The organism is Streptomyces sp. NBC_00212 (assembly GCF_045206365.1).
Classification (GTDB): domain Bacteria; phylum Actinomycetota; class Actinomycetes; order Streptomycetales; family Streptomycetaceae; genus Streptomyces.
Genome location: NZ_CP108115.1, coordinates 2,082,462 through 2,107,292, shown reverse-complemented (window position 1 = coordinate 2,107,292; position 24,831 = coordinate 2,082,462). Strand labels below are relative to the sequence as shown.

Sequence of the window (24,831 nt, the reverse complement as noted above, 5' to 3'; positions counted from 1 at the left end):
ACCGGATCGTAGGTCTGTTCCTCCACTGTTCCCCTCCCGGCTCGTCCTGTGTCGATGTGCTCATGACTCGCGCTCCACCCGCCGGTGCAGCACCGCGGCGTTCTTCGAGGGCCGGTCGCGGCTGCGGTCCCATTGATCCAGCCACCACAGCAGCCGTCGGCGATGCGAGCCGGGCCTGCCCGCGACATCGACGAGGAGCGTCCCCAAGGCGTCCAGTGACCCGGGGCATTTATCGCAGTACGTGTCGATCCACTTGCGCAGGGCTTCGAGCGCGGATTCCTGCACCGGGCGTCGCGCCAGGGCCCTGGCCCACAGCTCCGCGAGCTGCTCGCCGTGCAGGGGGAGCCCGCTCAGCAGCAACGGTGTCCCGGGTACGCCCTCGGCGGGGCCATCGGCCACCCGCTCGTACGGCCTGGTCGCCGCGAAAACGAAGGCGGAGAGGGACTTGACGACCAGGGGCGAGAGGTCCTGCGGCTCGGACCACTCCAGGTAGGCATCGAGGAGCGCACCCGCCTGCCCTTGGTGGATGAGATGGACGCCGCCCCAGGCCACGGACGGCAGAGTGCCCCAGTCGTCGCCGCGGTCCAAGGCGGCGTGCAGGACGGCGACGGCCCGCTCGGGGGCTTCGCGGCCAAGGAGCCCGCCCACGGCATTCGCTGCTGTACCGGCGAGCCGTCGCTGCTGCGCCGAGCTGCCACCGCGCGCCCAGCTGTCCAGCAGATCCCATACGGAATCCGTCGATTCAGGCCGGCTCCCGGCCACCCCCAGTGCCGTCGCGGCGGCTTGGCGCACCGGCCAGGAGGCGCTGCCCGCCCAAGCGGTGAGGAAGCGATGCACGGCGTAGTGGTGGTCCGCCGAAGCGAGCACTCCGGCGGCGACCGCGGCCCGGGCGCGTACCTCGACATCGCGATGGCTCAGCAGCTGCCGCAGCCAGGCAAGGATGGCTTCACGCTGTCCGTCGAGGCTGGTCCACGCGTAGCGGAGGATGACCTGTCCGAGCAGGGCGCTGCGGAAGCGCACCTGTGGTGGTCCCGAGTCGGTGGGGACGAGATGGATCCACTGCTGCTCATGGCCGACTCTGTCCCTGAAGCGCAGGTCGGGCGCGGCGAGCTCCGGCGGGGTGAGCGACGTGCGGAGTTTTACTGCGGCCTCGGAAACGGTGAGGTAGGTGCTGCCCTCAAGCGTGGCCGAGGCAAGCGCGAAGGCAAGGGCCTCGGGTTCGCGGTAGCGGTCGAACCAGGTGCGCACCTGATCGCTTGGGTCGCGCAGTGCGGCTGCTTCGGCGGCCACATCCCCACCGGCACCGATCACAGAGGCGAGCCGTGCGGCGTGCCGGGCCGCCGGCTGTTCGCGTAAGGCGCGGGCGGCTCCGGTGGATTCGATGAGCGCGTGCAACTTCGCTTGGGCCTCCGGGTCTTCTCCGTGACCGAGCACGCGCCGCTCAAGGATGGCCAGCGGATCGGCGGGCACAAGCACGTGTGTGGCGACCGCCGCGCCACCAGGTCCACGCAATGCCATGGTGAGGTCGTGGCCGCCGGTGAGCACCAGGAGACCGCCCGTGGCGCGTAACGCCGCCACGACGGAGGGCAGTTGGTGCATCCGGTCGGCGAAACCCCGCATTCCCGCAGGTCCGTCGTCAATGCTCACCAGGTACCCGGTGTTCTTTCCGGGGGGTTCCCAGCCTGGTTCCAGCATGGTCGTCGCGTCCAGAAGGCGGTGGCAGGCGCCATCGCCCCCACCGCGCAGAGCAAAGGCTTCGCCGAGCAGGTTCACAGCCACGGCCTCGCGTCCGCTGCCCGGTACTCCGGTCAGTACGAGCAGTCGCTGGTCACACAGAGCGCCGAGCGCGTCGTCGTACCCCTCGGGGTGCACGAAAAGTTCGGTGTGGCCGACGACTTCGGACGGTTCCAGGGGGAGCGCCCGGAGGCCACGCTGGGCCGCCGGGCCGCGGCCGCCCGTGGTGTTGAACCCGCCGCCGAAGCTCACCGAGTCGTTGAACAGTGCGAGGGTGCCGATCCGGGTGCCGGAAGCGTCGTCGTTGAGACGTTGGGCGATGAGATCGGCGATAGCACCCGCCTGCAGTGCTTCGGACCGTTCCGCGTCGTCGGCCGTGGTGCTTTCGGTCAGGTTGCGCAAGGCGTCGGATTCACTGACTGGCCCGTCCTGCTCCGTGTCGGCGGACCGCCGCTCGGACTCTGGCGCGGGCTTCGGCGACTCTGGGGCTCCCGGAGCAGGATCGGGGCCTTCGGACCCGATGTCGGGTGTCTCGGCGGGGGATTCCTTGCTCATGACTCTTGGTCTTCCGGGGCGGGACGAGTGAAAGGGAGACAGCCGCGGTCCCCATCTCGGCGAACACGAGGGGGGCCGGGGGACCAGGCGAGAGGCGCAGACAGCGACGAGCGCTGTCACCGGCGGGAGGCCGACCGGATACGGGCTCCTTGTCCGGCAAGACGTGTCGAGGCGCCAGCCATGCTGGACCTGAGGGAGAAACATGCAGCGCGCAGGGCCTTTGGGCCTACGACACGTTCCAGTCCCCCTGCACTTCGACCTTTTCGTTGAACACCTGTGCGTTCTTGATCAGAACGGCGCTGACTTGTGCGCCATGCCCCGTCGCGGCGACCGCTTCGTCGACCAGCCGCCGCACGTCGGTTTCGAATGCCCGGTCCCGCAGCATGTGGGCGGCGAGGATCCGCTCCAGTTCCTGACGGGTCGGCTCATCGTCCGGCGCCTGAGTCACGCGGTCGAGCGCGTGTTCCGCATCGGGATCGCCGCGGAACCGCGCGCGAAGTCGCTGGACGAGCCTTGCCCCGCCGCCCCAACCGGAATGTCCTGCCTCCTGGCCGGCGGCCTCCAAGGCGCCTTTGACCACGAGCGCGACACTTGCTGCCGCGACAGCTGTCACCGGATCCACACTGCTCCCCCGATTTCCCCCACAGGCAAGTGGGACCAGGCAAGTTTGCCCTCGGTCACTGCCGCGAAGGGAGCGTTGCGGAACGTTGGCCGAAATATGCCAGACAGAAGGAGACCGCTCTGCTGTCCCGCGCGGGACGTCGTGGCGGTATCCAGACCCTCCTCAGGTGAGAATGGTTGGCTGATTCCGAGCCCGGCATGGTCGGCCGGGCGCGGTGCGGACGTCGGCGGGTGGCGGAACTGGCCCCTCTTTTTTTTGTCCTTCGCACGAGATGCGCGGGCTGCTAACGGCTCACTTTGATGGTGCCCCGGCAGATTTCGAGGAGCTTCATCGCGATGGCGCCGCCCGGTCGCCCGAACCGGTCGGCGTACCGCTTGATGATCACGTTCTCGCGGCTGAACTCGGTACGCCGCCCGCCCGCCGCGATCCGGACCTTCTGAACGGCCTCGGACAGTTCGCGGCGGCGCTCCAGGAGGGCGAGGATCTCGGCGTCGAGCACGTCGATGGAGCTTCTGAGGTCCGCGATGGCGGCTTCCGTGGTGGCTTTGTCGCTGGTCGGCAGTGTCTGCAGGGTCATGGTGCTCTCCTCGTGGGGCAGGGCAGTTGACGTGCGGGACGGCCGGCCTGGTGCGGATGCCGGTACGGGAAGGTCAGCCATGGAGGGCGCCGGGCAACGGGTCGTTTTCCATGCCTCAACGCCTATCAAGTGATGGCGTGTTGGTCGGATGAACTCGCCGGATGAAACAGGACAGTTCAGCACCAGAACCCCTGCGTCAGGAGGTCCTCCTGAGGCGCCGGGGCCCGGTGGTGGGACCCGGCGGTGGCGCCGCTCAGGCGTGCTCGTGGAGGCGGACTTCAAGGTGGCCGCCGTCTCCTTCCGCAGGCACGGAGATGGCCGCGGCCCAGGTGCTGGGCACGGCGAGGTCGGTCACGGCCCAGGACTCGGGAGTGCCGGGCACCCCGGCGGCCACGACGGCCGGGCCGGAGCTCTCCGGCCGGGTCTCGACGGCGGTCAGGTCGGTGGTGATCCCGACGCCGACCGCCTTGAGCACGGCTTCCTTACGCGTCCAGCAGCGCAGGAAAGCCTGGGTGCGGGCATCCCCCTCGGGGGTGCCGAGCACGACGTGGCGCTCCGACGCGGTCAGCGTGGACGGCGCGAGCTCCTCGATCGGGAATTCACGTACGACTTCCACGTCCACCCCCACCGGGACGCGGGCCACGGCGAGCATGCCGCAGCCGTCGGTGTGCGAAATGCTGATCCACAGAGGGGACTGCGGGTGCAGCACGGCGGGCGGCCCGTGCAGCGGATCACCGCACCCCGGGCATGGCCTGCGGCCGAGGCCTATCTCCGCGGGCGGCACATCGAGGAGCTCCGAGAGGATCCGCCGGCTCGTGGCACGTCCGGCGACGTAACCCACCTTCGCCCCCACGTGCACGAACCGCGCGGCGCGGTCGCGCTCGTCCTTGCTGAGCAGGGCCAGGTCGGCCGGATCTATGGGGCCGTCTCCGGTACGCCACCACCAGGCGTGCGCGACGGCGGTGTCGGTTTCGAGGATCAAGGTCACGGAGGAACGCTACCGCCCCTGGACGGCGCCGGGTTGACGCCCAAGTTGACGCGTGACCGGCAGAGCCGTAAGGTCCTTCGAGTTGCCACGGAGCCGGAACGGTTCTGCAGCAACCGTCCGCCGCAGATTCTGCGGCACCCAACTCAGCACGATCTCCCGCCCGGGGTGAATTCGGCATGCCGAATTCTATTTCCGGTCGGACCGGAAGACTCGATTATGAATCGGCCGGGGAAATCCGCTAGAGTTCGGGACGTCGGAACGGCCCAACAGCCGGGAAGACAAACCCCGCCCCGACGGGGAATCGGACACGAAAGAGTCTGATAGAGTCGGGAACACGAAATACCGAAGGGAAGCGCCCGGAGGAAAGCCCGAGAGGGTGAGTACGAAGGAAGCGTCCGTTCCTTGAGAACTCAACAGCGTGCCAAAAGTCAACGCCAGATTGACAACCCCGTATCCGCTTCGGCGGATCGAGGTTCCTTTGAAAAGTCCACCCGCCCCTTTGGGGTGTGGGTGGCGATTACACAGCGAGGACGCTGTGGACGACCGGCCTCATTCCGGCTTGGTCGTCCCGCTCTTACGTGATGTGTGCACCCGATTACGGGTAAACATTCATGGAGAGTTTGATCCTGGCTCAGGACGAACGCTGGCGGCGTGCTTAACACATGCAAGTCGAACGATGAAGCCCTTCGGGGTGGATTAGTGGCGAACGGGTGAGTAACACGTGGGCAATCTGCCCTTCACTCTGGGACAAGCCCTGGAAACGGGGTCTAATACCGGATAACACTTCCTGCCGCATGGTGGGGGGTTAAAAGCTCCGGCGGTGAAGGATGAGCCCGCGGCCTATCAGCTTGTTGGTGGGGTGATGGCCTACCAAGGCGACGACGGGTAGCCGGCCTGAGAGGGCGACCGGCCACACTGGGACTGAGACACGGCCCAGACTCCTACGGGAGGCAGCAGTGGGGAATATTGCACAATGGGCGAAAGCCTGATGCAGCGACGCCGCGTGAGGGATGACGGCCTTCGGGTTGTAAACCTCTTTCAGCAGGGAAGAAGCGAAAGTGACGGTACCTGCAGAAGAAGCGCCGGCTAACTACGTGCCAGCAGCCGCGGTAATACGTAGGGCGCAAGCGTTGTCCGGAATTATTGGGCGTAAAGAGCTCGTAGGCGGCTTGTCACGTCGGATGTGAAAGCCCGGGGCTTAACCCCGGGTCTGCATTCGATACGGGCTAGCTAGAGTGTGGTAGGGGAGATCGGAATTCCTGGTGTAGCGGTGAAATGCGCAGATATCAGGAGGAACACCGGTGGCGAAGGCGGATCTCTGGGCCATTACTGACGCTGAGGAGCGAAAGCGTGGGGAGCGAACAGGATTAGATACCCTGGTAGTCCACGCCGTAAACGTTGGGAACTAGGTGTTGGCGACATTCCACGTCGTCGGTGCCGCAGCTAACGCATTAAGTTCCCCGCCTGGGGAGTACGGCCGCAAGGCTAAAACTCAAAGGAATTGACGGGGGCCCGCACAAGCAGCGGAGCATGTGGCTTAATTCGACGCAACGCGAAGAACCTTACCAAGGCTTGACATATACCGGAAACGGCCAGAGATGGTCGCCCCCTTGTGGTCGGTATACAGGTGGTGCATGGCTGTCGTCAGCTCGTGTCGTGAGATGTTGGGTTAAGTCCCGCAACGAGCGCAACCCTTGTTCTGTGTTGCCAGCATGCCCTTCGGGGTGATGGGGACTCACAGGAGACTGCCGGGGTCAACTCGGAGGAAGGTGGGGACGACGTCAAGTCATCATGCCCCTTATGTCTTGGGCTGCACACGTGCTACAATGGCCGGTACAAAGAGCTGCGATGCCGCGAGGCGGAGCGAATCTCAAAAAGCCGGTCTCAGTTCGGATTGGGGTCTGCAACTCGACCCCATGAAGTCGGAGTTGCTAGTAATCGCAGATCAGCATTGCTGCGGTGAATACGTTCCCGGGCCTTGTACACACCGCCCGTCACGTCACGAAAGTCGGTAACACCCGAAGCCGGTGGCCCAACCCCTTGTGGGAGGGAGCTGTCGAAGGTGGGACTGGCGATTGGGACGAAGTCGTAACAAGGTAGCCGTACCGGAAGGTGCGGCTGGATCACCTCCTTTCTAAGGAGCACTTCTCACCAGGTTCGCCTGGTCAGAGGCCATTTCGTCGGCAAACGTCCGACGGTGGTCAGCTCATGGGTGGAACGTTGACTATTCGGCACGATGCTTCAGGGTCACCAGTACTGCTTCGGCGTGGAACGTGAACCAGGGAGGATCGGGTCGGGCACGCTGTTGGGTGTCTGAGGGTACGGACCGTGAGGTCTGTCCTTCTGATGCCGGCCCCAGTGAACTCACCACGATGTTGGTGGGGTGATGGGTGGCTGGTCGTTGTTTGAGAACTGCACAGTGGACGCGAGCATCTGTGGCCAAGTTTTTAAGGGCGCACGGTGGATGCCTTGGCACCAGGAACCGATGAAGGACGTGGGAGGCCACGATAGTCCCCGGGGAGCCGTCAACCAGGCTTTGATCCGGGGGTTTCCGAATGGGGAAACCCGGCAGTCGTCATGGGCTGTCACCCATACCTGAACACATAGGGTATGTGGAGGGAACGAGGGGAAGTGAAACATCTCAGTACCCTCAGGAAGAGAAAACAACCGTGATTCCGGGAGTAGTGGCGAGCGAAACCGGATGAGGCCAAACCGTATGCGTGTGATACCCGGCAGGGGTTGCGCATGCGGGGTTGTGGGATCTCTCTTCTGTCGTCTGCCGGCGACAGGACGAGTCAGAAACCGTTGGTGTAGGCGAAGGACATGCGAAAGGTCCGGCGTAGAGGGTAAGACCCCCGTAGCTGAAACATCAACGGCTCGTTTGAGAGACACCCAAGTAGCACGGGGCCCGAGAAATCCCGTGTGAATCTGGCGGGACCACCCGCTAAGCCTAAATATTCCCTGGTGACCGATAGCGGATAGTACCGTGAGGGAATGGTGAAAAGTACCGCGGGAGCGGAGTGAAATAGTACCTGAAACCGTGTGCCTACAAGCCGTGGGAGCGTCGCTGGCAGCACTTGTGCTGTCAGTCGTGACTGCGTGCCTTTTGAAGAATGAGCCTGCGAGTTAGCGGTGTGTAGCGAGGTTAACCCGTGTGGGGAAGCCGTAGCGAAAGCGAGTCCGAACAGGGCGATTGAGTTGCACGCTCTAGACCCGAAGCGGAGTGATCTAGCCATGGGCAGGTTGAAGCGGCTGTAAGAGGTCGTGGAGGACCGAACCCACCAGGGTTGAAAACCTGGGGGATGACCTGTGGTTAGGGGTGAAAGGCCAATCAAACTCCGTGATAGCTGGTTCTCCCCGAAATGCATTTAGGTGCAGCGTCGTGTGTTTCTTGCCGGAGGTAGAGCACTGGATAGGCGATGGGCCCTACCGGGTTACTGACCTTAGCCAAACTCCGAATGCCGGTAAGTGAGAGCGCGGCAGTGAGACTGTGGGGGATAAGCTCCATGGTCGAGAGGGAAACAGCCCAGAGCATCGACTAAGGCCCCTAAGCGTACGCTAAGTGGGAAAGGATGTGGAGTCGCAGAGACAACCAGGAGGTTGGCTTAGAAGCAGCCACCCTTGAAAGAGTGCGTAATAGCTCACTGGTCAAGTGATTCCGCGCCGACAATGTAGCGGGGCTCAAGCGTACCGCCGAAGTCGTGTCATTCCAGCATATAGGGCCAACGCCTGCTGGGATGGGTAGGGGAGCGTCGTGTGCCGGGTGAAGCTGCAGCGGAAGCTAGTGGTGGACGGTTCACGAGTGAGAATGCAGGCATGAGTAGCGATACACACGTGAGAAACGTGTGCGCCGATTGACTAAGGGTTCCTGGGTCAAGCTGATCTGCCCAGGGTAAGTCGGGACCTAAGGCGAGGCCGACAGGCGTAGTCGATGGACAACCGGTTGATATTCCGGTACCCGCTTTGAAACGCCCAGTATCGAGCCCATTAATGCTAAGGCCGTGAAGCCGTTCCGGACCCTTCGGGGAATGGAAAGTGGTGGAGCCGCCGGCCCAAGGTGGTAGTAGGTAAGCGATGGGGTGACGCAGGAAGGTAGTCCAGCCCGGGCGGTGGTTGTCCCGGGGTAAGGGTGTAGCCCGTCATCTAGGCAAATCCGGATGACATATAAGGGTGAGACCTGATGCCGAGCCGATTGTGGTGAAGTGGATGATCCTATGCTGTCGAGAAAAGCCTCTAGCGAGTTTCATGGCGGCCCGTACCCTAAACCGACTCAGGTGGTCAGGTAGAGAATACCGAGGCGTTCGGGTGAACTATGGTTAAGGAACTCGGCAAAATGCCCCCGTAACTTCGGGAGAAGGGGGGCCACGTCCGGTGATGAGTCTTGCACTCTGAGCTGGGGGTGGCCGCAGAGACCAGCGAGAAGCGACTGTTTACTAAAAACACAGGTCCGTGCGAAGCCGTAAGGCGATGTATACGGACTGACGCCTGCCCGGTGCTGGAACGTTAAGGGGACCGGTTAGTCACATTTCGGTGTGGCGAAGCTGAGAACTTAAGCGCCAGTAAACGGCGGTGGTAACTATAACCATCCTAAGGTAGCGAAATTCCTTGTCGGGTAAGTTCCGACCTGCACGAATGGCGTAACGACTTCTCGACTGTCTCAACCATAGGCCCGGTGAAATTGCACTACGAGTAAAGATGCTCGTTTCGCGCAGCAGGACGGAAAGACCCCGGGACCTTTACTACAGTTTGATATTGGTGTTCGGTTCGGCTTGTGTAGGATAGGTGGGAGACTTTGAAGCGGCCACGCCAGTGGTTGTGGAGTCGTCGTTGAAATACCACTCTGGTCGTGCTGGATGTCTAACCTCGGTCCGTGATCCGGATCAGGGACAGTGTCTGATGGGTAGTTTAACTGGGGCGGTTGCCTCCTAAAGAGTAACGGAGGCGCCCAAAGGTTCCCTCAGCCTGGTTGGCAATCAGGTGTTGAGTGTAAGTGCACAAGGGAGCTTGACTGTGAGACCGACGGGTCGAGCAGGGACGAAAGTCGGGACTAGTGATCCGGCGGTGGCTTGTGGAAGCGCCGTCGCTCAACGGATAAAAGGTACCCCGGGGATAACAGGCTGATCTTCCCCAAGAGTCCATATCGACGGGATGGTTTGGCACCTCGATGTCGGCTCGTCGCATCCTGGGGCTGGAGTCGGTCCCAAGGGTTGGGCTGTTCGCCCATTAAAGCGGTACGCGAGCTGGGTTTAGAACGTCGTGAGACAGTTCGGTCCCTATCCGCTGCGCGCGCAGGAACATTGAGAAGGGCTGTCCCTAGTACGAGAGGACCGGGACGGACGAACCTCTGGTGTGCCAGTTGTCCTGCCAAGGGCATGGCTGGTTGGCTACGTTCGGAAAGGATAACCGCTGAAAGCATCTAAGCGGGAAGCCTGCTTCGAGATGAGTGTTCCCACCTCCTTGAGAGGGTAAGGCTCCCAGTAGACGACTGGGTTGATAGGCCAGATGTGGAAGCCCGGTAACGGGTGGAGCTGACTGGTACTAATAGGCCGAGGGCTTGTCCTCAGTTGCTCGCGTCCACTGTGTTTGTTCTGAAGCAATGAACAGCCGTCAGAACCCCTGGTTTCAGTGGGTTCCGGTGTTCAACTTCATAGTGTTTCGGTGGTCATAGCGTTAGGGAAACGCCCGGTTACATTCCGAACCCGGAAGCTAAGCCTTTCAGCGCCGATGGTACTGCAGGGGGGACCCTGTGGGAGAGTAGGACGCCGCCGAACAAATTGTGGGGAAAGCCCCGCACCAGACCGTAGGAATACGGTCACGGTGCGGGGCTTTTTCACGTTTCACACCCGGATCAGGCATGCATTCAGGCCTGCACCGGAGCCCTGAATACAAATCCCCTAAGCCGGCTGCAGCAGATCCCAGCGATTTCCGTAGAGGTCCTCGAACACCGCCACCGAACCGTACGGCTCGTGCCGCGGCTCCTCCAGGAAGCGGACGCCGGCCGCCACCATGCGGGCATGGTCGCCCGCGAAGTCCTCGGTGTGGAGGAAGAACCCGACCCGGCCACCGGTCTGTGCGCCCACGCTCGCCAACTGGTTGTCGTCCTTCGCCCGGGCCAGGAGCAGCGAGACCGCGCCGGCCGTGGCGCCGGGCGGGCGGACGACCACCCAGCGCGAACCGTCCCCGCGGTCGGTGTCCTCGGCCAGTTCGAACCCCAGGGCCCGAGTGTAGAACTTGATGGCCTCGTCGTAGTCGCGCACGACGAGCGTGATCAGTGCAATGTGCGGCATACCACCCAGGTTATACGTACCGAAGTTATACGTACTACGTGACTCCGGAGAGGGCGGTGGAACAATGCGGGGTATGGATCTCGACCTTGACGGGCTCGTGCGCCGCGCGCGCAGCCTCGTCGTTCCCGGGCGTCGCCGTATTCTTGGCATCGCGGGGCCGCCCGGTGCCGGAAAGTCCACGCTGGCCGGGAAGTTGGTGAGGCGCCTCGATGGGCAGGCCGTGCTCGTGCCCATGGACGGGTTCCATCTCGCCAACGGGGAGCTGCGTCGGCTCGGACGTACCGAACGCAAGGGTGCGCCCGACACCTTCGACGCTGCCGGATATGCCGCGCTGCTTGGCAGGCTGCGCTCGCCCGATCCCGGCACGGTCGTATACGCGCCGGACTTCGACCGGTCGTTGGAGGAGGCGTTGGCCGGGAGCATTCCCGTCGCACCTCAGGTGCCGCTCGTCGTGACCGAGGGCAACTACCTGCTTCATGACGAGGGGGCCTGGGCGCAGGTCAGGGATCTCGTGGACGAGATCTGGTATCTCCATGTCGACAACGGGGAGCGGGTGCGCAGACTGGTCGAGCGGCATGTGCGGCACGGGAAGCCCCGACCGTACGCCGAGCGGTGGGTCGAGGAGTGCGACGAGGTCAACGCACGTCTCGTGGCCGCCGGCCGCGCGCGGGCGGATCTTGTCATCACGGGTGCGCACACTGGGTAGGCTCGCAGCTCTGGCGACCGTGCAAGGGGAAGGCAGCAGACGTGGGGATATTCCGACGAGGGCCCAGGCGGGACGCGAGCGACGTTCCGAGGGACCCCGAGTTCGGCTTCTTCTCGAACGACGAGGGCGTCCGGTTCCGTGCGGTGGTCAGGGAAGCGTTCGCCGAGCTGGGCCTGGAGGTCACGGTCTACGCGGACATGGTGAAGGACAGCGGCGGGCGCCAGTTCGGCCTGGGCAATCTCGCCGCCGTTTGCCACAACGAGCCGCGCGGCCCGCGCGTGTGGCCGGAATTGATCCGTAAGCACGTCGGAATGGTGCTGCGCACCATGGACGCGCCTTCCGCACTTGAAACCCTGCCGCCCGAACAGATCCGGGCCCAGCTGTATCCCCGGGTGATCAGCGGCGACGGACTCGACCCGCAGAGCTTCGGCTATGCGCGCAGTGTGGCGCCGGGCCTCTACGAGATCCTCGCTCTCGACCTCCCCGAGAGCGTCATGATGCTCACCGACGAGGCCCTCGAACCCCTCGGCAAGGTCCCTGACCTGCGAGAACAAGCCCTGCGTAATCTGCGTGAACTGCCCGTCGAGGGACACGAGACGGTCAAGGGCGACGACGGGATGCGCTTCGACATCGTCGTCGGCGACTCCTTCTACACGGCGAGCCGGGTGCTCGCCCTGGAGGCCGTCGTACGCCAGGTCACCGGCCGAGAGGTCCCTCCGGAGGGCGCGCTCGTGGCGATGCCTTTCCGCCACCAGCTCGCCTTCCACGTCATCCGCGATTCCGGCATGGTCCTCGCCCTCAACGCCATGGCCTCGTTCGCGGCCTCGGGGTACGAGGACACTCCGGGGTCGATCAGCCCGTACGTCTATTGGTGGCGCGGCGGCACGCTCACCCAGCTCAGCGACCGGGACGGCGAGGGGCTGCGCATCGTTGTCGGCGAGGACTTCGGTGAGCTTCTTGAGCGGCTTGTCGACGACGAGACCGATGGGTTCTGAGGTGCTGAGTCGGCCTTAAGAGGAGGCGTGCGGAACGGGCCCCGGCCCACTCGCGCGCCAACGGGCGTCCGGGCAGGATGTGGCCATGCCTACGAAGCCCGCCCCCGCGCCCTTCACCGCCGACGACTACCGGGCCCGGATGGCCCGCGCCGCGCAGTCCGCCGCCGACGCCGGACTGGCCGGCGTGCTCGTCGCGCCCGGCCCCGACCTCGTGTACCTCACCGGCTACCAGCCGACCGCGATCACCGAGCGGCTCACCGTCCTTGTGCTCGCGGCCGGTCAGGACCCGGTCCTGGTCGTGCCGACCCTGGAGGCACCCGACGCCGAACACGCCGCGGGAGCCGCCGCGCTGACCCTGCGGGACTGGACCGACGGCAAGGACCCGTACGCCGTGACGGCCCCGCTCCTCGACGTCGACGGGCGCTTCGGAGTCAGCGACAACGCCTGGGCGATGCACCTGCTCGGACTGCAGAAGGAACTGCCCGGCACCTCGTACGTCGCGCTGACCGAGGCGCTGCCCATGCTGCGGGCCGTCAAGGACGAGCACGAGCTGGCCCGCCTGGAGGCGGCGGGCGCGGCGGCGGACGAGGCGTACGGCGAGATCGTGAAGGTACGTTTCGCGGGCCGGAAGGAGACTGAGGTCGCCGCCGATCTCGCCGCCCTCCTGATGAAGTACGGCCATTCACAAGTGGACTTCACCGTCGTGGGCTCCGGGCCCAACGGCGCCAACCCGCACCACGAGGCCGGCGACCGCACCATCGGACAGGGCGACATGGTCGTCCTCGACTTCGGCGGGCTCAAGCACGGCTACGGCTCCGACACCACCCGTACCGTCCACGTCGGCGAGCCCGACGTCGCCGAGCAGCGCGTCCACGACGTGGTGCGCGAGGCCCAGCAGGCCGGTTTCGAGGCGGTCAGGCCCGGCGCCGCCTGCCAGGACGTCGACCGCGCGGCGCGCGCCGTGATCGCGGACGCCGGATACGGCGAGTACTTCATCCACCGCACCGGCCACGGCATCGGCGTGACCACCCACGAGCCGCCGTACATGATCGAGGGCGAGGACCGGCCGCTCGTGCCCGGGATGTGTTTCTCCATCGAGCCGGGCATCTATCTGCCCGGCCGGTTCGGGGTCCGCATCGAGGACATCGTCACCGTTACAGATGACGGCGGCCGGCGTTTGAACAACACCGACCGCGCCATGGCGATCGTCGAGTAACCGCCCTCAGTAGTACAGGCGTTGAGTGGCCCGGGTCTCAGCTGCCGAGGACCGCACACGACTCGGGCGGCATCAGCAGCAGGCCGTCCGGGCCCGGCGCCCCGACCGGATCCCAGGCCGCGAGGACCCGGCCGCCGCCACCGAGCTTGATCCGCACCGCCTCCTTGGAGAGGTTGACCACGACCCTCAGGTCGCCGCGCCTATAGGTCAGCCAGCGCGCCTCCTCGTCGTACGCCACCTTGACGGCCGCGAGGTCGGGGTCCGTCAGGTCGGCCCGGTCGCGGCGCAGCGCGATGAGTTCGCGGTACCAGGCAAGCAGCCTGGCGTGCGGTTCGCCCGTGGGCTCCGTCCAGTCCAGGCAGGAGCGCCGGCGCGTCGCAGGGTCCTGCGGGTCGGGGACGTCCTCGGCGGACCAGCCGTGGGACGTGAACTCCCGCCGCCTGCCCTCCCGTACGGCCCGGGCGAGCGCGGGGTCGGTGTGGTCGGTGAAGAACTGCCAGGGGGTGCGGGCGCCCCACTCCTCGCCCATGAAGAGCATCGGCGGGTACGGGCTCGTCAGCGTCAGCGTCGCCGCGCAGGCCAGCAGGCCGGGGGACAGGGTGGCTGAGAGGCGGTCGCCCTGGGCCCGGTTGCCGATCTGGTCGTGGGTCTGCGCGTAGCCCAGGAAGCGGTGGGCGGGGGTGCGGGCGCGGTCTACGGGCCGCCCGTGGACACGGCCGCGGAAGCTCGAATACGTACCGTCGTGGAAGAACACGCGGGTCAGGGTCTTGGCGAGCGCGGAGAGCGGGGCGCGCGCGAAGTCGGCGTAGTAGCCCTGGGATTCGCCCGTGAGGGCGGTGTGCAGGGCGTGGTGGAAGTCGTCGTTCCACTGGGCGTGCAGGCCGAGGCCGCCCTCGCCGCGCGGCCTGGTGGTGCGCGGATCGCAGGTGTCGGACTCGGCGACGAGGAAGAGCGGCCGGCCCAGTTCGGCGGCGAGCACGTCGACGGCCGTCGAGAGCTCTTCGAGGAAGGTGAGCGCGCGGGTGTCGGCCAGCGCGTGCACCGCGTCCAGGCGCAGCCCGTCCAGGCGGTAGTCGCGCAGCCACGCCAGCGCGCTCTCAAGGAGGAAGGCGCGTACCTCGCCGGAGCCGGCGGCATCCAGGTTGACGGCCGAGCCCCAGGGCGTGTGATGGGTGTCCGTGAAGTACGGGCCGAAGGCGGGCAGGTAGTTGCCGGACGGGCCCAGGTGGTTGTGCACGACGTCCAGGACGACGCCGAGACCATGGGCGTGCGCAGCGTCGACAAACCTCTTCAGCGCCTCGGGTCCGCCATAGGGCTCGTGCACCGCCCAGAGGGAGACGCCCTCGTACCCCCAGCCGTGCCGGCCCGGGAACGGGCACACCGGCATCAGCTCGATGTGTGTGATCCCCAACTCGGCCAGATGGGGCAGCTGTTGGACGGCCGCGTCAAAGGTTCCTTCGGGGGTGAAGGTGCCGATGTGCAGCTCGTACAGGACGGCCCGCTGGAGCGGGCGCCCCTCCCAGGGATGCTGCCAGCCGAAGGTTTCGTGGACGACGACCGCGCTGAGGCCGTCAGGGCCGTCAGGTTGTCGGCGCGATCGCGGGTCGGGCAGCACTGGGCCGTCGTCCAGCACGTATCCGTAGCGGTTGCCAGGGTGTCCCTCGGCCTCGGCCAGCCACCAGCCGGCGCGCACGGGATGGCGGCTCATGGGATGGGTCGCGCCCTCCAGGAGGAGAGCGGCCCGGTCGGCGTTCGGCGCCCACACTTCGAACAGCACGGGTGTGTCCCCCTGTCGTAGCTGGTTGCGACCATGGTGCGACAGACGAGGGGGACACGCCCGCAATTCGTGACTACTTCCAGATCATGTTGATCGCGCGCTCGAAGACGACGTAGCCCGCACGGGCGAACGCGTTCGCCATGGGGACGTTGGGCAGGTCCGTGGAAGCGCGGATCCGGGGCACGTCCTGTTCGGCCAGGACGCGTGTCCCCTCGGAGAGGATGTCGTCGATGTAGCCGTGGCCGCGGTGGGCGGGCAGCACCCCGATGTAGGCGATGATCGGGTTGTAGCTGTTGCGGGCCGGGATCACGAATCCGACGGGCTCGCCGCCGTCCTTGAGCTCGGCGATCCGCCACCACTCGCGCGGCGTCCTGAAAGACTCGAACTCTTCCTCGTACATGAGCTCCGCGGACTCGCGCGGGGTCATGGTGAGCAGTTCCTCGCGGGTGTGCTCGTCGAGCGAGCCCTCCACGACGAGTGTCATCAGGGAGATGAGCTCCTCGCGGTCGGTGGCGGGACGGAACGTCAGCCGCGTGGAGGCCGCGGGAAGCGGCGTGCCGGGCCGCCACTCCAGGCGCAGCCGCTCGACGAGCGGGGTCGCACCGGAGGCGGCCACGATGTTCAGCCGGGTCTCGACGACCTCGTGGGCGGCGGGGTCCTCGCGCCAGTTGCCAGGCACGAAGCGGCCGTACTCGGGGCGCTCGGCATCTGCGGGCACCACCTCGGCGGTCGCGGTCTCAAGGAGGCGCAGGCCGATCTCGTGCCGCTCGGCCGCGGGCAGGGCGTCGTCGACGTCGAAGAAGTCGAGGCTCTGCGGCGCATCGCCGTCTTTCGGGGCCCACCAGGCGATGCGCGCCAGTACGCGGTCGTCGCGCAGGGCCACCCACATCCAGGCCGGGATGCGGCGGCCGGTGGCCAGATCGTCCTGGAGTTCGTGGTCCAGGACGTAGGAAAGCTGCTGGAAGAGCCCGAGTTCCTCGGGCCCGGCGAGCGGACGCAGGGTTATGTCCGACGCGGAATTCTGCAAGAGGGTCCCCTCAGAGGTTTGACGAGTCGGCAGACCCTAACAGGGCACGAGGGCTGCCCGACAAGGGAATTCGAGGGCCGCCCGACAAGGGAATTGCGGCGACCGATGCCTCTGCGTCCCAGGTCAGAGCTGGGGCGGTGGTGAACCGCGAGCCTCCTTGGGAGGGCGACCGTCTGCTGGACACTCATGGCCTTGTGGAAGGACAATCGCTGATGTGACGCCCTCCTTCGAATTCCAGACCTCCTCGGCGCCCGCGCGGCTCTCCGACGCGGAGCGCGACCGGGTGCTGGAGGTGCTGCGCGAGGGCGCCGCCGAGGGCAAGCTGTCGCACGACACCTTCCTGCGCCGGATGGAACTGGCCCTGGCCGCCCGCCGCTCCGACGAACTGGTCGCCCTCACCGCCGACTTGGACAGCGGCGGAAACCGCTGGTCGAAGGCGGTGTTCGGCGCGGTCAGCCGGGTCTCCGAGTTCTCCGTCTCGCTGCGCAGGGCCTGGCAGACCGAGCGGCTGCCCAAGCTCCTCTTCCCGGTGCCCGGCCCGTATCCGCTGCGGATCGGCCGTGACCCTTCCAACGGGCTCCGCCTGAGCCACGAGACGGTGTCGCGCGTGCACGCCGAGCTCGTCTTCCAGTCCGGGATGTGGCAGCTGCGCGACCTCGGCTCCACCAACGGGACCTGTGTCAACGGGCGCCGGGTGACGGGGGCGGTCGCCGTGGCCGACGGGGACCAGGTCAGCTTCGGCCGGATGGCCTTCCGGCTCGCCACGCACTGAGCCCTGCTGTCCTCTTGCACCCCCCTTTGACCTGGGCGAATACCGTTCGCAAAGGACGTTGTCAGTGGGGCGGCCCATCATGGCGGGTATGAACGATCAACCCCGGGTGCGTCATGCCCGTCCCACCGGCCGGACAACTGGGCTGTCATGGGCGGGAGTTGGGGCCCTCACTGCTGATGCAGGCCGCGCCCGGCCAGCGTCAGGAAGGTTTCGCCGACGGCTTCCGAGAGCGTGGGGTGGGCGTGGATGTGACGGGCCACGTCCGATGGCTCGGCGTCCCAGCCGACGATCAGCTGGCTCTCGGCGATCATCTCGGACACGTTCGGGCCGACGAGATGGACGCCGAGCACCTGCCCCGCGCGTTCGGCGACCACCTTCACCACTCCGCCCTGCCCGTGCACCATGCCCTTGGCGACGGCCGTCAGCGGCATCGTGTTGACCACGACGTCATGCCCGCGGTTGCGGGCGTCCGCCTCGGTCAGCCCCACCGACGCGGTCTGCGGAGAGGAGTACGTGACCCGGGGCACCGCCGCGTAGTCGACGGGCGCGGAGGCCACCCCGGCCAGCGTCTCGGCGACCAACAGGCCCTCCGCGAACGAGGCGTGGGCCAGACCGAGGGAGGGAGGCGGCAGCAGATCGCCCACCACGTGGATGCCGGCGACCGCGGTTTCGAGCCGGGCCCAGTCGGCCGGGGCGACGAAGCCCCGCTCGTCGACGGCGAGTCCGGCCGCGGCCAGGCCGAGCCCGTCGGTGACCGGCGCCCGGCCCACCGCGACCAGGAGCCGCTCGGCCTCGATGGCGCGGATCTCACCGCGCGCGGTGCGCACCGAGGCGCGTATCCCGTCGTCCAGGACACTCGCGTCCAGGAAGCGGGCGCCGGTCTGCACATCGATGCCGCGCTTCTTGAGGCCGCGCGTCAAGTGGCGGCTGACATCGGCGTCTTCGAGCGGTACGAGCCGGTCCGCGGCCTCGACCAGCGTGACCTCGGCGCCCATCGACCGGTGGAACGAGGCGTACTCGACGCCGATCGCGCCGCCGCCCAGGACCAGTACGGACTGCGGAAGTCCCGGGGCGAACAGGGCGTCGTCGCTGGTGACCACGCGCCGTCCGTCCGCTTCGAGGCCCGGCAGCATGCGGGGCCTCGAACCCGTGGCGAGCACAATGCCGCGCCGGGCCACAAAGTTCCCGTACCCCTCGATGAATACGCTTCGGGGCCCGGTCAACCGGGCGCCGCCGCGCAGCACTTCGACGTTCGCATGAGCCAGATGACCTTCGACACCCTTGTGGTTGCGGAAGACGATGTCGTCGCGGGTCGCCACCAGGGCCTGCCAGTCGATCGAGTCCACGCTCGCCTTCACCCCCCACCGCTCCCGCGCCTCGGCGATCCCGTCCACCAGCTCGGCGGCGTGCAGCATCGCCTTGCTGGGGATGCAGCCGCGGTGCAGACAGGTGCCTCCGACCTTGTCGCGTTCGGCGAGCACGACCTTCAGGCCGAGGGCGGCGGCCCGCAGAGCGGTCGAATACCCGCCGGTGCCGCCACCGATCACGATCACATCGGCCACAGCGTTGTCGGTCACGAGTTCATCCTGGGGCTCAGTCACATGCGTCGTCATGGGGCAAGCCTCCGTCCGGCCTCTGCCATAAGTCCAAGGCAATGTTCTTGTGAGGGCGATGCACAATGCTTATGGCGTGCAGGGGGCGCGCGAGACCGGTCTGATCAGGGGGGCCCGGCGTGAGCCTGCGGCAGATGGAGTACTTCGTCACGGTCGTCGAGGAGACGTCGTTCACCCGCGCCGCCGAGCTGCTGCACGTCACCCAGCCCGCGCTGTCCCATCAGATCAAGGCGCTGGAGAAGTCCGTCGGCGGCGAGCTCCTCGAACGGCTGCCGCGTGGAGTGCGGCTCACCCCCATGGGCCGCGCCTACCTGCCGCACGCCCGGCTCGCGGTGCGCAGCGCGCTCCAGGCCCGGCGCGCGGCCCGCGCGGCGGCCGGCTCCGAGGGCGGCGAACTGCACATCGCCTCCGTGCACTCGGTCGCCGTCGGCGTGCTGCCCGAGGCGTTCGCCCGCTGGCGGCGCACCCACCCCGGCGTGCGGCTGCTCCTCCACGAGTACGCCACCACCGAGGCCCTTGAGGAGTCGCTCGAACGCGGCGCCGCCGACCTGGCGGTCGGCCCGCCACCCAAGCACTGGGAGGGGTCCGTCATCCCCGTCGGCGAGGAGGAGATCGGGCTCGTCGTCGCCTTCGACGATCCGCTGGCGAGCCGCTCCACGGTGCGCCTCGAAGAGCTCGCCGACCACGCCTGGGTGCGGTGCGCGATGGAGCCCGTCATCGAGGGCCGCCCCTTCCTCGACCTGGTCTGCGAGCGGGCCGGCTTCACCCCGCGCACCGTCGTGCGCACCGAACACACCTCGACGGCGGTACGGATGGCGGCGGCCGGGGTCGGCGTGGTCGCCGTGCCCACCCACGTCGTACGCGGCGGGATCGGCGAGGACTGCGTGCTGCTCTCCGTCGACCCCACTTGGAAGCGCGCCCTGACCGTGTTCTCGCGGGTCGAGCCGGCCGGCGCCGCGGCCGACTTCACCGAGCTGCTGCGCAGGTCAGCGCCGTACGGCACCGGCGACATCTCACCCGTACGGCCCAACGCCGATCGCGACTGCCCGGCGGAGGTGGTCCGCTGAGAGCAGTCACCGGGCCCGGCGGCGCCCGGCGGGACCTCTCGAAGCCGCACGACCGCGCGCCCGCCGGGCGCCGACCGGGGAGGCGCGCCATGACGACCGTCGAGCCTCCCGAGGCCGCGCCGACCGCGACCCTCGCGCTCTCACCCGAGGCGGCACTGGCCCCGGCCCTCCTCTCCTCGCCCGCAGCGGCCTCGGCCCTCGCCCCCGCCCTCGCCTCGTCACCCGAGACGCTCTCGCTGCTCGGGTCCGTCGCCTGCCGTGACCCGTACGCCTTCTACCGGACCCTGCGCGAGGAGCACCCCCTGCTGTGGGACGGCAGGCTCGGGGCCTGGTTGGTCAGCCGGTACGCGGACGTCGCCCCCGCGCTCGGCGACCCCGGCCTCGTCGGACCCCGCGGGGGGCCCTGCTGCGGACCGGGCACGGTGCGCTGCGCCCAGGAGTACGCGGCGCCCGAGAGCGCGTTCGCGCTGCTGCGCGAGGTGTGCGCCCGCACCGCGTACGTGCTGGCCCGCCGGCTCGCCGGGCGCGAGGAGGCCGATCTGGTCGAGGAGTTCTGCCGTTGGCTGCCCACCGGCACGATCGCCGCGGCGACCGGACTCTCCTACGGGGCGGTGACGGGCCGCTCCGGCGCCGTCCCGGACCGCAGTCGGGCCGAGGCCCCCGCCGCGACCGACCTCGGCCGTCGCCGGGGCGGCACCGGCGTCGCCCTGCTCGCGGCGCGCAGCGCGGACCAGGCCGCGCTCACCGGCCGGGCGCTCGCCTCGCTCATGGCCAACCTCCTGGACAATCCTGAGCAGTTGGACCTGGTGAAGGCGGTTCCGGCGCTGATCGGGCAGGCCTGGGACGAATCGCTTCGGCGCAATCCTCCCGTCCATGTGGTGCTGCGCCGAGCCGTCCGTGACCTGGCGATATCCGGCGGCACTGTCCCGGCCGGGGCCTCCGTCGCGCTGCTCGTCGGGGCCGCCAACCGGGACCCCGACCGGTTCCCCGACCCCGACCGCTTCGATCTGCACCGCACCGCGACCGGCGGGCTCGCGCTCGGACCCGCCGACTGCCCGGCCGCCCGGGTCGCCGAGCTCCAGGCGGAGTGCGCCGTGAACGCCCTGCTCACCGCCATGCCCGGGCTGCGCAGGGCCGACGCCTTCACGCCGGCCGAGAGCGGACTGCTCACCCGGTCCCCTCACCGCCTCCTCGTACGGCCCGCCTGAGCAGGGCGACCGGGAACGGTGCGAACAGCTCGCCCAGCGCCACCGCCCCGCTGAACTGCCGCCCCGGGCTGAGGACATCGGCCCATCGGCCCTCCGGAAGCCGCAGCTCCGTCCCCGCCCAGCCGCCCGCCTCGGCGAGCCGCAGCGAGAGCCGGGTCACCGCCGTCACCACCTCGCCCGAGCGGCAGAACGCCACGCAGTGACCGGCGCGCGGGCCGTGTGCGGCCAGCTCCCCGTAGGTGCCGGATTCGCCGAATGTTTCGGGGAGTTCGCGCCGCAGCCGCAACGCCGCCAGGGTCACCCCGAGCTTGTCGCCGGGGTCGGCCAGAGCGGCCCGGTCGAACCGGACCGGGCGCCGGTTGTCCGGGTCCACCAGCGCCGCGTACTCGGCCTCCGTCCCCTGGTAGAGATCCGGCACCCCCGGCATCGTCAGATGCAGCAGCGCGGCCCCGAGGCTGTTGGCCCGCCCTGCGGCCTCGACTTCCTGCGTGAACTGCCTTACGACTGAGGCGAGTTGACCGCCAGGCCCGGCCTCGACGAAGTCGCTCACCGCCTTCTCGTAGCCCGGGTCCTGTTCCGTCCAGCCCGTGTGCAGACCGGCCTCCCGCACCGCCTTGAGCAGAGCCGCCGCCAGCCGGTCCGGCTCCGGCAGCCCGCCGAGCCCGAGCGAGGTCTGCCACGTCACCCAGGCGAGATGCGGATCGGGCGCCCGCACCCCGGCGACCCGGTCGAGCAGCGCCGCCCACCGCTGCGGACACTCGGAAAGCACCGCGATACGAGACCGCACCTCCGCGCTGCGCTTGGTGTCGTGCGTGGACAGGACGGTGCCGGTGCTCGGCCAGTCGCGGGCGAGCCGGGCGCAGAACGCGTGGAACTCGTCCGGCTCCACCGAAGGCCGCCCCGGATCCCCGCCCACCTCGTTCACCGAGAGCAGCGGCGTGTACCGGTAGAAGGCCGTGTCCTCGACGGACTTGGCGTGCAGCGCCGACGACGTCTGCGCGAAGCGCGTACGGAACCGGTCCCGCTCCGGGCTGTCGCCGAGCCGGCCGAGGGCCAGGTCCCGCACCAGGTCCACCGCGGCGGACTCCTCCGCGACGGGGAAGGCCGCCTTCGCCTCCAGGGCCGCCGGGGCGGAAAGCGCCAGCTCCGCCCCGAACCGGTAGGGGCGGTAGACCGGGACGCGGACAAGGAGCTCCCGCAGGGCGAGCCGCAGCGCCCACGGGGCGTGGTCGCGCAGCTCGGGGCCGCCCGTCGAGCAGATCCGCTGCGCCAGGCGCACCAGGTACTCGGTCTCGGCCACCAGCTCATGGGTCAGCACCCGGTACGCCGCGCGCCGCACCGTCGGCCCCCAGCGCCCGCCCCGGTCACCGCTCATCCCGGTGAACTCTCCATATATGGAAAGGAGTTGATCCACACCTGCCGGATCGGTGAACAGGCCGTCGATGTGGCGCAGCGCGTCGTAGCCGGTCGTCCCGGCGACCGCCCACCCCGCCGGCAGCCGCTCGTCGCCGGTGAGGATCTTCTCGACGACCGTCCAGCGGCCGTCCGTAGCCTCGTTCAACCGGCGCAGATAGGCCTCGGGGTCCGCGAGACCGTCCGGATGGTCGACCCGCAGCCCGTCCACCACGCCGTCGTGGACCAGCTCCAGAATCTTGGCGTGTGTCGCGTCGAAGACGCTCTCGTCCTCCACCCGGAGGCCGATCAGCTCCGCGATCGTGAAGAAGCGCCGGTAGTTGAGCTCGGTCCTGGCAAGCCGCCACCAGCCGAGCCGATAGAACTGCGCGTCGAGCAGCTCCGGCAGAGGCAGGCCCGCCGTGCCCGCACGCAGTGGGAAGCACTCCTCGCCGTAGCGCAGTACGCCGCCGTCCACCGTCAGACGGTCCAGCTCCGCGCCCAGCGGGCCGGCGAGCACCGGCAGCAGGACCCGGCCGTCGCCCGCCGCCCAGTCGATGTCGAACCATGAGGCGTACGGCGAGGAGGGGCCGGCGCGCAGCACGTCCCACAGCTGCCGGTTGTGGCGCGCGGCCGCCGACATGTGGTTCGGCACGATGTCGAGGATCAGGCCGAGCCCCAACTCTCCTGCCCTTGCGCCCAGTTGGCGCAGCCCGGACTCGCCGCCCAGTTCCTCGCGTACCTTCGCGTGGTCGGTGACGTCATATCCGTGCGTCGAGCCGGGCACGGCTTCGAGGACCGGTGACAGATGGAGGTGCGAGACTCCGAGCTCCGCCAGGTAGGGCAGCGCCTCCTCGGCGGCGGCGAACGGGAACCCGGGCTGGAGCTGGAGCCGGTAAGTCGCGATGGGCGGCGTCATATGAACGTACGTACCCCGGCGGGCGGCTTCTGTGCCTTCGGCCCATGCGTATGCCCCGGTCGGCCGCGTTAGCTTCGCCTGATGGCCGGATCCGCTCAGACTTACCGCAAGGTGCTCGCCCTGACGGGGCCCGTACTGCCAGTGATCTCCTTCCTCGGACGGCTGCCGACCGCCATGTGCCAGCTGGGCAGCGTCCTGCTGGTCGCCGAGACCAGCGGCAGCCTGGCGACCGCCGGGCTCGCCGGAGGCGCGCTGGCCGCCGGGCAGACCGTCGCGGGCCCGCTCCTGGGGCGCGCCGCCGACCGGTACGGACAGCGCGTCGTGGTGCTCGCGGCGGCGCTCGCCAATGCCGGCGCCGTGACCGGCCTGGTGCTTGCCGCTCTCTCTCACCTCGCGACCGGCTGGCTGGCCCTGCTCGGCGCCCTGGCCGGGGCGAGCGTCCCGCAGGTCGGGCCGCTCGCCCGGAGCCGGACCGTGGCCCTCGCGCACCGGGCCGGCGCCGACGAGCGGACCGTGGCCGGCGCGCTCTCCTTCGAAGGCACCCTGGACGAGATCTCTTTCGTGCTCGGCCCGGCCTTCGTGGGCCTGGCCGCCGCCCTCGCCCACCCGGCCGCCGCACTGCTGACGGCCGCGGCCCTGCTCGCCGTCTGCGGCACGGCCTTCGCGCTGCACCCGACGGCGCGTCAGGTGACCGCCGCACGGCGCACCGGGGCCGCCCGCACCCGGCTGCCCGGCGCGGTGTACGCGCTGCGCGCCACGATGGCCCTCCAGGGCGCCATGTTCGGCGCCTCGCAGGCGGGCATCACGGCCCTGACCGAGCAGCTCGGCCGGCCCTCGCAGACCGGGCTCGTGTACGCGGCCATGGGCGTGATGAGCGCGGCCGCCGGGCTCGCCATGGTGGCCGTGCCGGAGCGGCTCGCGCTGCCGGTCCGGTGGCGGATCGCCACCGCGGCGCTGGTCGTGCTCTCCGTACCGATGCTCTTCGTCAACACACTGGTCGGCCTGTACGCCACAGTGATCGTCCTCGGGGTGGCGTACGCGCCCCATCTGATCACCGTGTTCGGGCTGACCGAGCGCCTGGTGCCCAGGGACCGGCTCGCCGAGTCGATGGCGTTCTTGACCAGCGGTGTCGTCGGCGGCCAGGCGCTCGCGCTCGCGCTGTCGGGACGGCTCGCGCAGGACCACGGCGCGGTCGCCGCGTTCGCCGTGATGGTGGTGGCTGGGGCGCTCTGCGCGGTGTGCTCGTGGTCCGTGCGCGGGCTCGGCGGACGGCGGGCACAGGCGGCCACCGCGGATGCCGTCACCGGCGTCGCGGCGGCCCCGAGGACTCCGGTCGACAGCTGCGTCGACAGCTGACCGGACAGTGGTCGCGTTCA

General features: G+C 68.3%; 16 protein-coding genes and 3 rRNA genes. 10 read left to right on the top strand and 9 right to left on the bottom strand.

Going from position 1 to position 24,831, the window contains the following annotated elements:
• Positions 1-60: 60 nt before the first annotated feature.
• From OHA17_RS09705 to OHA17_RS09690, 4 genes are all read right to left on the bottom strand, one after another.
• Positions 61-2,289, bottom strand: a complete 2,229-nt coding sequence (locus tag OHA17_RS09705; protein WP_406505861.1) for a HEAT repeat domain-containing protein — start codon at positions 2,287-2,289, stop codon at positions 61-63.
• A gap of 226 nt (positions 2,290-2,515) precedes the next feature.
• Complete coding sequence (locus OHA17_RS09700) at positions 2,516-2,902, bottom strand: hypothetical protein (protein WP_406505859.1); 387 nt, start codon at positions 2,900-2,902, stop codon at positions 2,516-2,518.
• A gap of 292 nt (positions 2,903-3,194) precedes the next feature.
• Entirely contained in the window at positions 3,195-3,569 is a 375-nt protein-coding gene (locus OHA17_RS09695; RefSeq protein ID WP_406505857.1) for a chorismate mutase, read from the bottom strand.
• 172 nt (positions 3,570-3,741) lie between these two features.
• Positions 3,742-4,476, bottom strand: a complete 735-nt coding sequence (locus tag OHA17_RS09690) for a 4'-phosphopantetheinyl transferase family protein (protein WP_406505855.1) — start codon at positions 4,474-4,476, stop codon at positions 3,742-3,744.
• 608 nt (positions 4,477-5,084) lie between these two features.
• Here OHA17_RS09690 and OHA17_RS09685 point away from each other — a divergent pair.
• From OHA17_RS09685 to rrf, 3 genes are all read left to right on the top strand, one after another.
• A 16S ribosomal RNA gene (locus OHA17_RS09685) occupies positions 5,085-6,610 on the top strand.
• A gap of 303 nt (positions 6,611-6,913) precedes the next feature.
• Positions 6,914-10,038 (top strand): 23S ribosomal RNA (locus OHA17_RS09680).
• A gap of 92 nt (positions 10,039-10,130) precedes the next feature.
• Positions 10,131-10,247 (top strand): 5S ribosomal RNA (gene rrf, locus OHA17_RS09675).
• Together the 16S, 23S and 5S rRNA genes form the textbook arrangement of a ribosomal RNA operon.
• Before the next feature lie 123 nt (positions 10,248-10,370).
• On the opposite strand, the gene OHA17_RS09670 is transcribed toward rrf, so the two are convergent.
• Positions 10,371-10,763 carry a VOC family protein gene (locus tag OHA17_RS09670; RefSeq protein WP_406505854.1) on the bottom strand — a complete coding sequence of 131 codons (393 nt, stop codon included), beginning with the start codon at positions 10,761-10,763 and terminating at the stop codon, positions 10,371-10,373.
• 73 nt (positions 10,764-10,836) lie between these two features.
• Between OHA17_RS09670 and OHA17_RS09665 the strand changes: the two genes are divergently transcribed.
• From OHA17_RS09665 to OHA17_RS09655, 3 genes are all read left to right on the top strand, one after another.
• Positions 10,837-11,469, top strand: coding sequence for a nucleoside/nucleotide kinase family protein (locus OHA17_RS09665; protein ID WP_406505852.1), 633 nt, complete (start codon positions 10,837-10,839; stop codon positions 11,467-11,469).
• A gap of 41 nt (positions 11,470-11,510) precedes the next feature.
• Positions 11,511-12,464 (top strand): hypothetical protein, encoded by a 954-nt coding sequence (locus OHA17_RS09660; protein WP_406505850.1) that lies wholly within the window; start codon positions 11,511-11,513, stop codon positions 12,462-12,464.
• Between the two features lie 85 nt (positions 12,465-12,549).
• Positions 12,550-13,680 (top strand): M24 family metallopeptidase, encoded by a 1,131-nt coding sequence (locus OHA17_RS09655; protein WP_406505848.1) that lies wholly within the window; start codon positions 12,550-12,552, stop codon positions 13,678-13,680.
• A gap of 37 nt (positions 13,681-13,717) precedes the next feature.
• Here OHA17_RS09655 and treZ read toward each other — a convergent pair whose 3' ends face one another.
• Both treZ and OHA17_RS09645 read right to left on the bottom strand, forming a co-directional pair.
• On the bottom strand, positions 13,718-15,502 hold the full coding sequence (treZ, locus tag OHA17_RS09650) for a malto-oligosyltrehalose trehalohydrolase (RefSeq protein ID WP_406510676.1): 1,785 nt from the start codon (positions 15,500-15,502) through the stop codon (positions 13,718-13,720).
• 28 nt (positions 15,503-15,530) lie between these two features.
• Positions 15,531-16,484 carry a GNAT family N-acetyltransferase gene (locus OHA17_RS09645; RefSeq protein WP_406505846.1) on the bottom strand — a complete coding sequence of 318 codons (954 nt, stop codon included), beginning with the start codon at positions 16,482-16,484 and terminating at the stop codon, positions 15,531-15,533.
• Between the two features lie 214 nt (positions 16,485-16,698).
• On the opposite strand from OHA17_RS09645, the gene OHA17_RS09640 reads away from it, so the two are divergent.
• Positions 16,699-17,256 carry a DUF1707 and FHA domain-containing protein gene (locus OHA17_RS09640; protein WP_053726011.1) on the top strand — a complete coding sequence of 186 codons (558 nt, stop codon included), beginning with the start codon at positions 16,699-16,701 and terminating at the stop codon, positions 17,254-17,256.
• A gap of 167 nt (positions 17,257-17,423) precedes the next feature.
• Here the strand turns inward: OHA17_RS09640 and lpdA are convergent, their stop codons facing one another.
• Positions 17,424-18,833 carry a dihydrolipoyl dehydrogenase gene (lpdA, locus tag OHA17_RS09635; protein ID WP_406505844.1) on the bottom strand — a complete coding sequence of 470 codons (1,410 nt, stop codon included), beginning with the start codon at positions 18,831-18,833 and terminating at the stop codon, positions 17,424-17,426.
• 155 nt (positions 18,834-18,988) lie between these two features.
• On the opposite strand from lpdA, the gene OHA17_RS09630 reads away from it, so the two are divergent.
• Both OHA17_RS09630 and OHA17_RS09625 read left to right on the top strand, forming a co-directional pair.
• Positions 18,989-19,936 (top strand): LysR family transcriptional regulator, encoded by a 948-nt coding sequence (locus OHA17_RS09630; RefSeq protein WP_406505842.1) that lies wholly within the window; start codon positions 18,989-18,991, stop codon positions 19,934-19,936.
• 89 nt (positions 19,937-20,025) lie between these two features.
• A complete protein-coding gene (locus tag OHA17_RS09625; RefSeq protein ID WP_406505840.1) occupies positions 20,026-21,144 on the top strand; it encodes a cytochrome P450 in 1,119 nt (372 codons plus the stop codon).
• Here the strand turns inward: OHA17_RS09625 and treY are convergent.
• Positions 21,104-23,455, bottom strand: coding sequence for a malto-oligosyltrehalose synthase (gene treY / locus OHA17_RS09620; RefSeq protein WP_406505838.1), 2,352 nt, complete (start codon positions 23,453-23,455; stop codon positions 21,104-21,106). The genes OHA17_RS09625 and treY overlap by 41 nt on opposite strands.
• An 81-nt stretch (positions 23,456-23,536) precedes the next feature.
• Here treY and OHA17_RS09615 point away from each other — a divergent pair, with 81 nt between their 5' ends.
• Complete coding sequence (locus OHA17_RS09615) at positions 23,537-24,811, top strand: MFS transporter (protein ID WP_406505836.1); 1,275 nt, start codon at positions 23,537-23,539, stop codon at positions 24,809-24,811.
• The last annotated feature ends 20 nt before the right edge of the window (positions 24,812-24,831 follow it).

Coding starts and splice junctions, on each gene's coding strand:
- OHA17_RS09705 (WP_406505861.1), bottom strand. CDS start 2,289: ATGAGCAAGGAATCCCCCGCCGAGACACCCGACATCGGGTCCGAAGGC.
- OHA17_RS09665 (WP_406505852.1), top strand. CDS start 10,837: ATGGATCTCGACCTTGACGGGCTCGTGCGCCGCGCGCGCAGCCTCGTC.
- OHA17_RS09615 (WP_406505836.1), top strand. CDS start 23,537: ATGGCCGGATCCGCTCAGACTTACCGCAAGGTGCTCGCCCTGACGGGG.
- OHA17_RS09655 (WP_406505848.1), top strand. CDS start 12,550: ATGCCTACGAAGCCCGCCCCCGCGCCCTTCACCGCCGACGACTACCGG.
- OHA17_RS09625 (WP_406505840.1), top strand. CDS start 20,026: ATGACGACCGTCGAGCCTCCCGAGGCCGCGCCGACCGCGACCCTCGCG.
- OHA17_RS09670 (WP_406505854.1), bottom strand. CDS start 10,763: ATGCCGCACATTGCACTGATCACGCTCGTCGTGCGCGACTACGACGAG.
- treY (WP_406505838.1), bottom strand. CDS start 23,455: ATGACGCCGCCCATCGCGACTTACCGGCTCCAGCTCCAGCCCGGGTTC.
- OHA17_RS09695 (WP_406505857.1), bottom strand. CDS start 3,569: ATGGCTGACCTTCCCGTACCGGCATCCGCACCAGGCCGGCCGTCCCGC.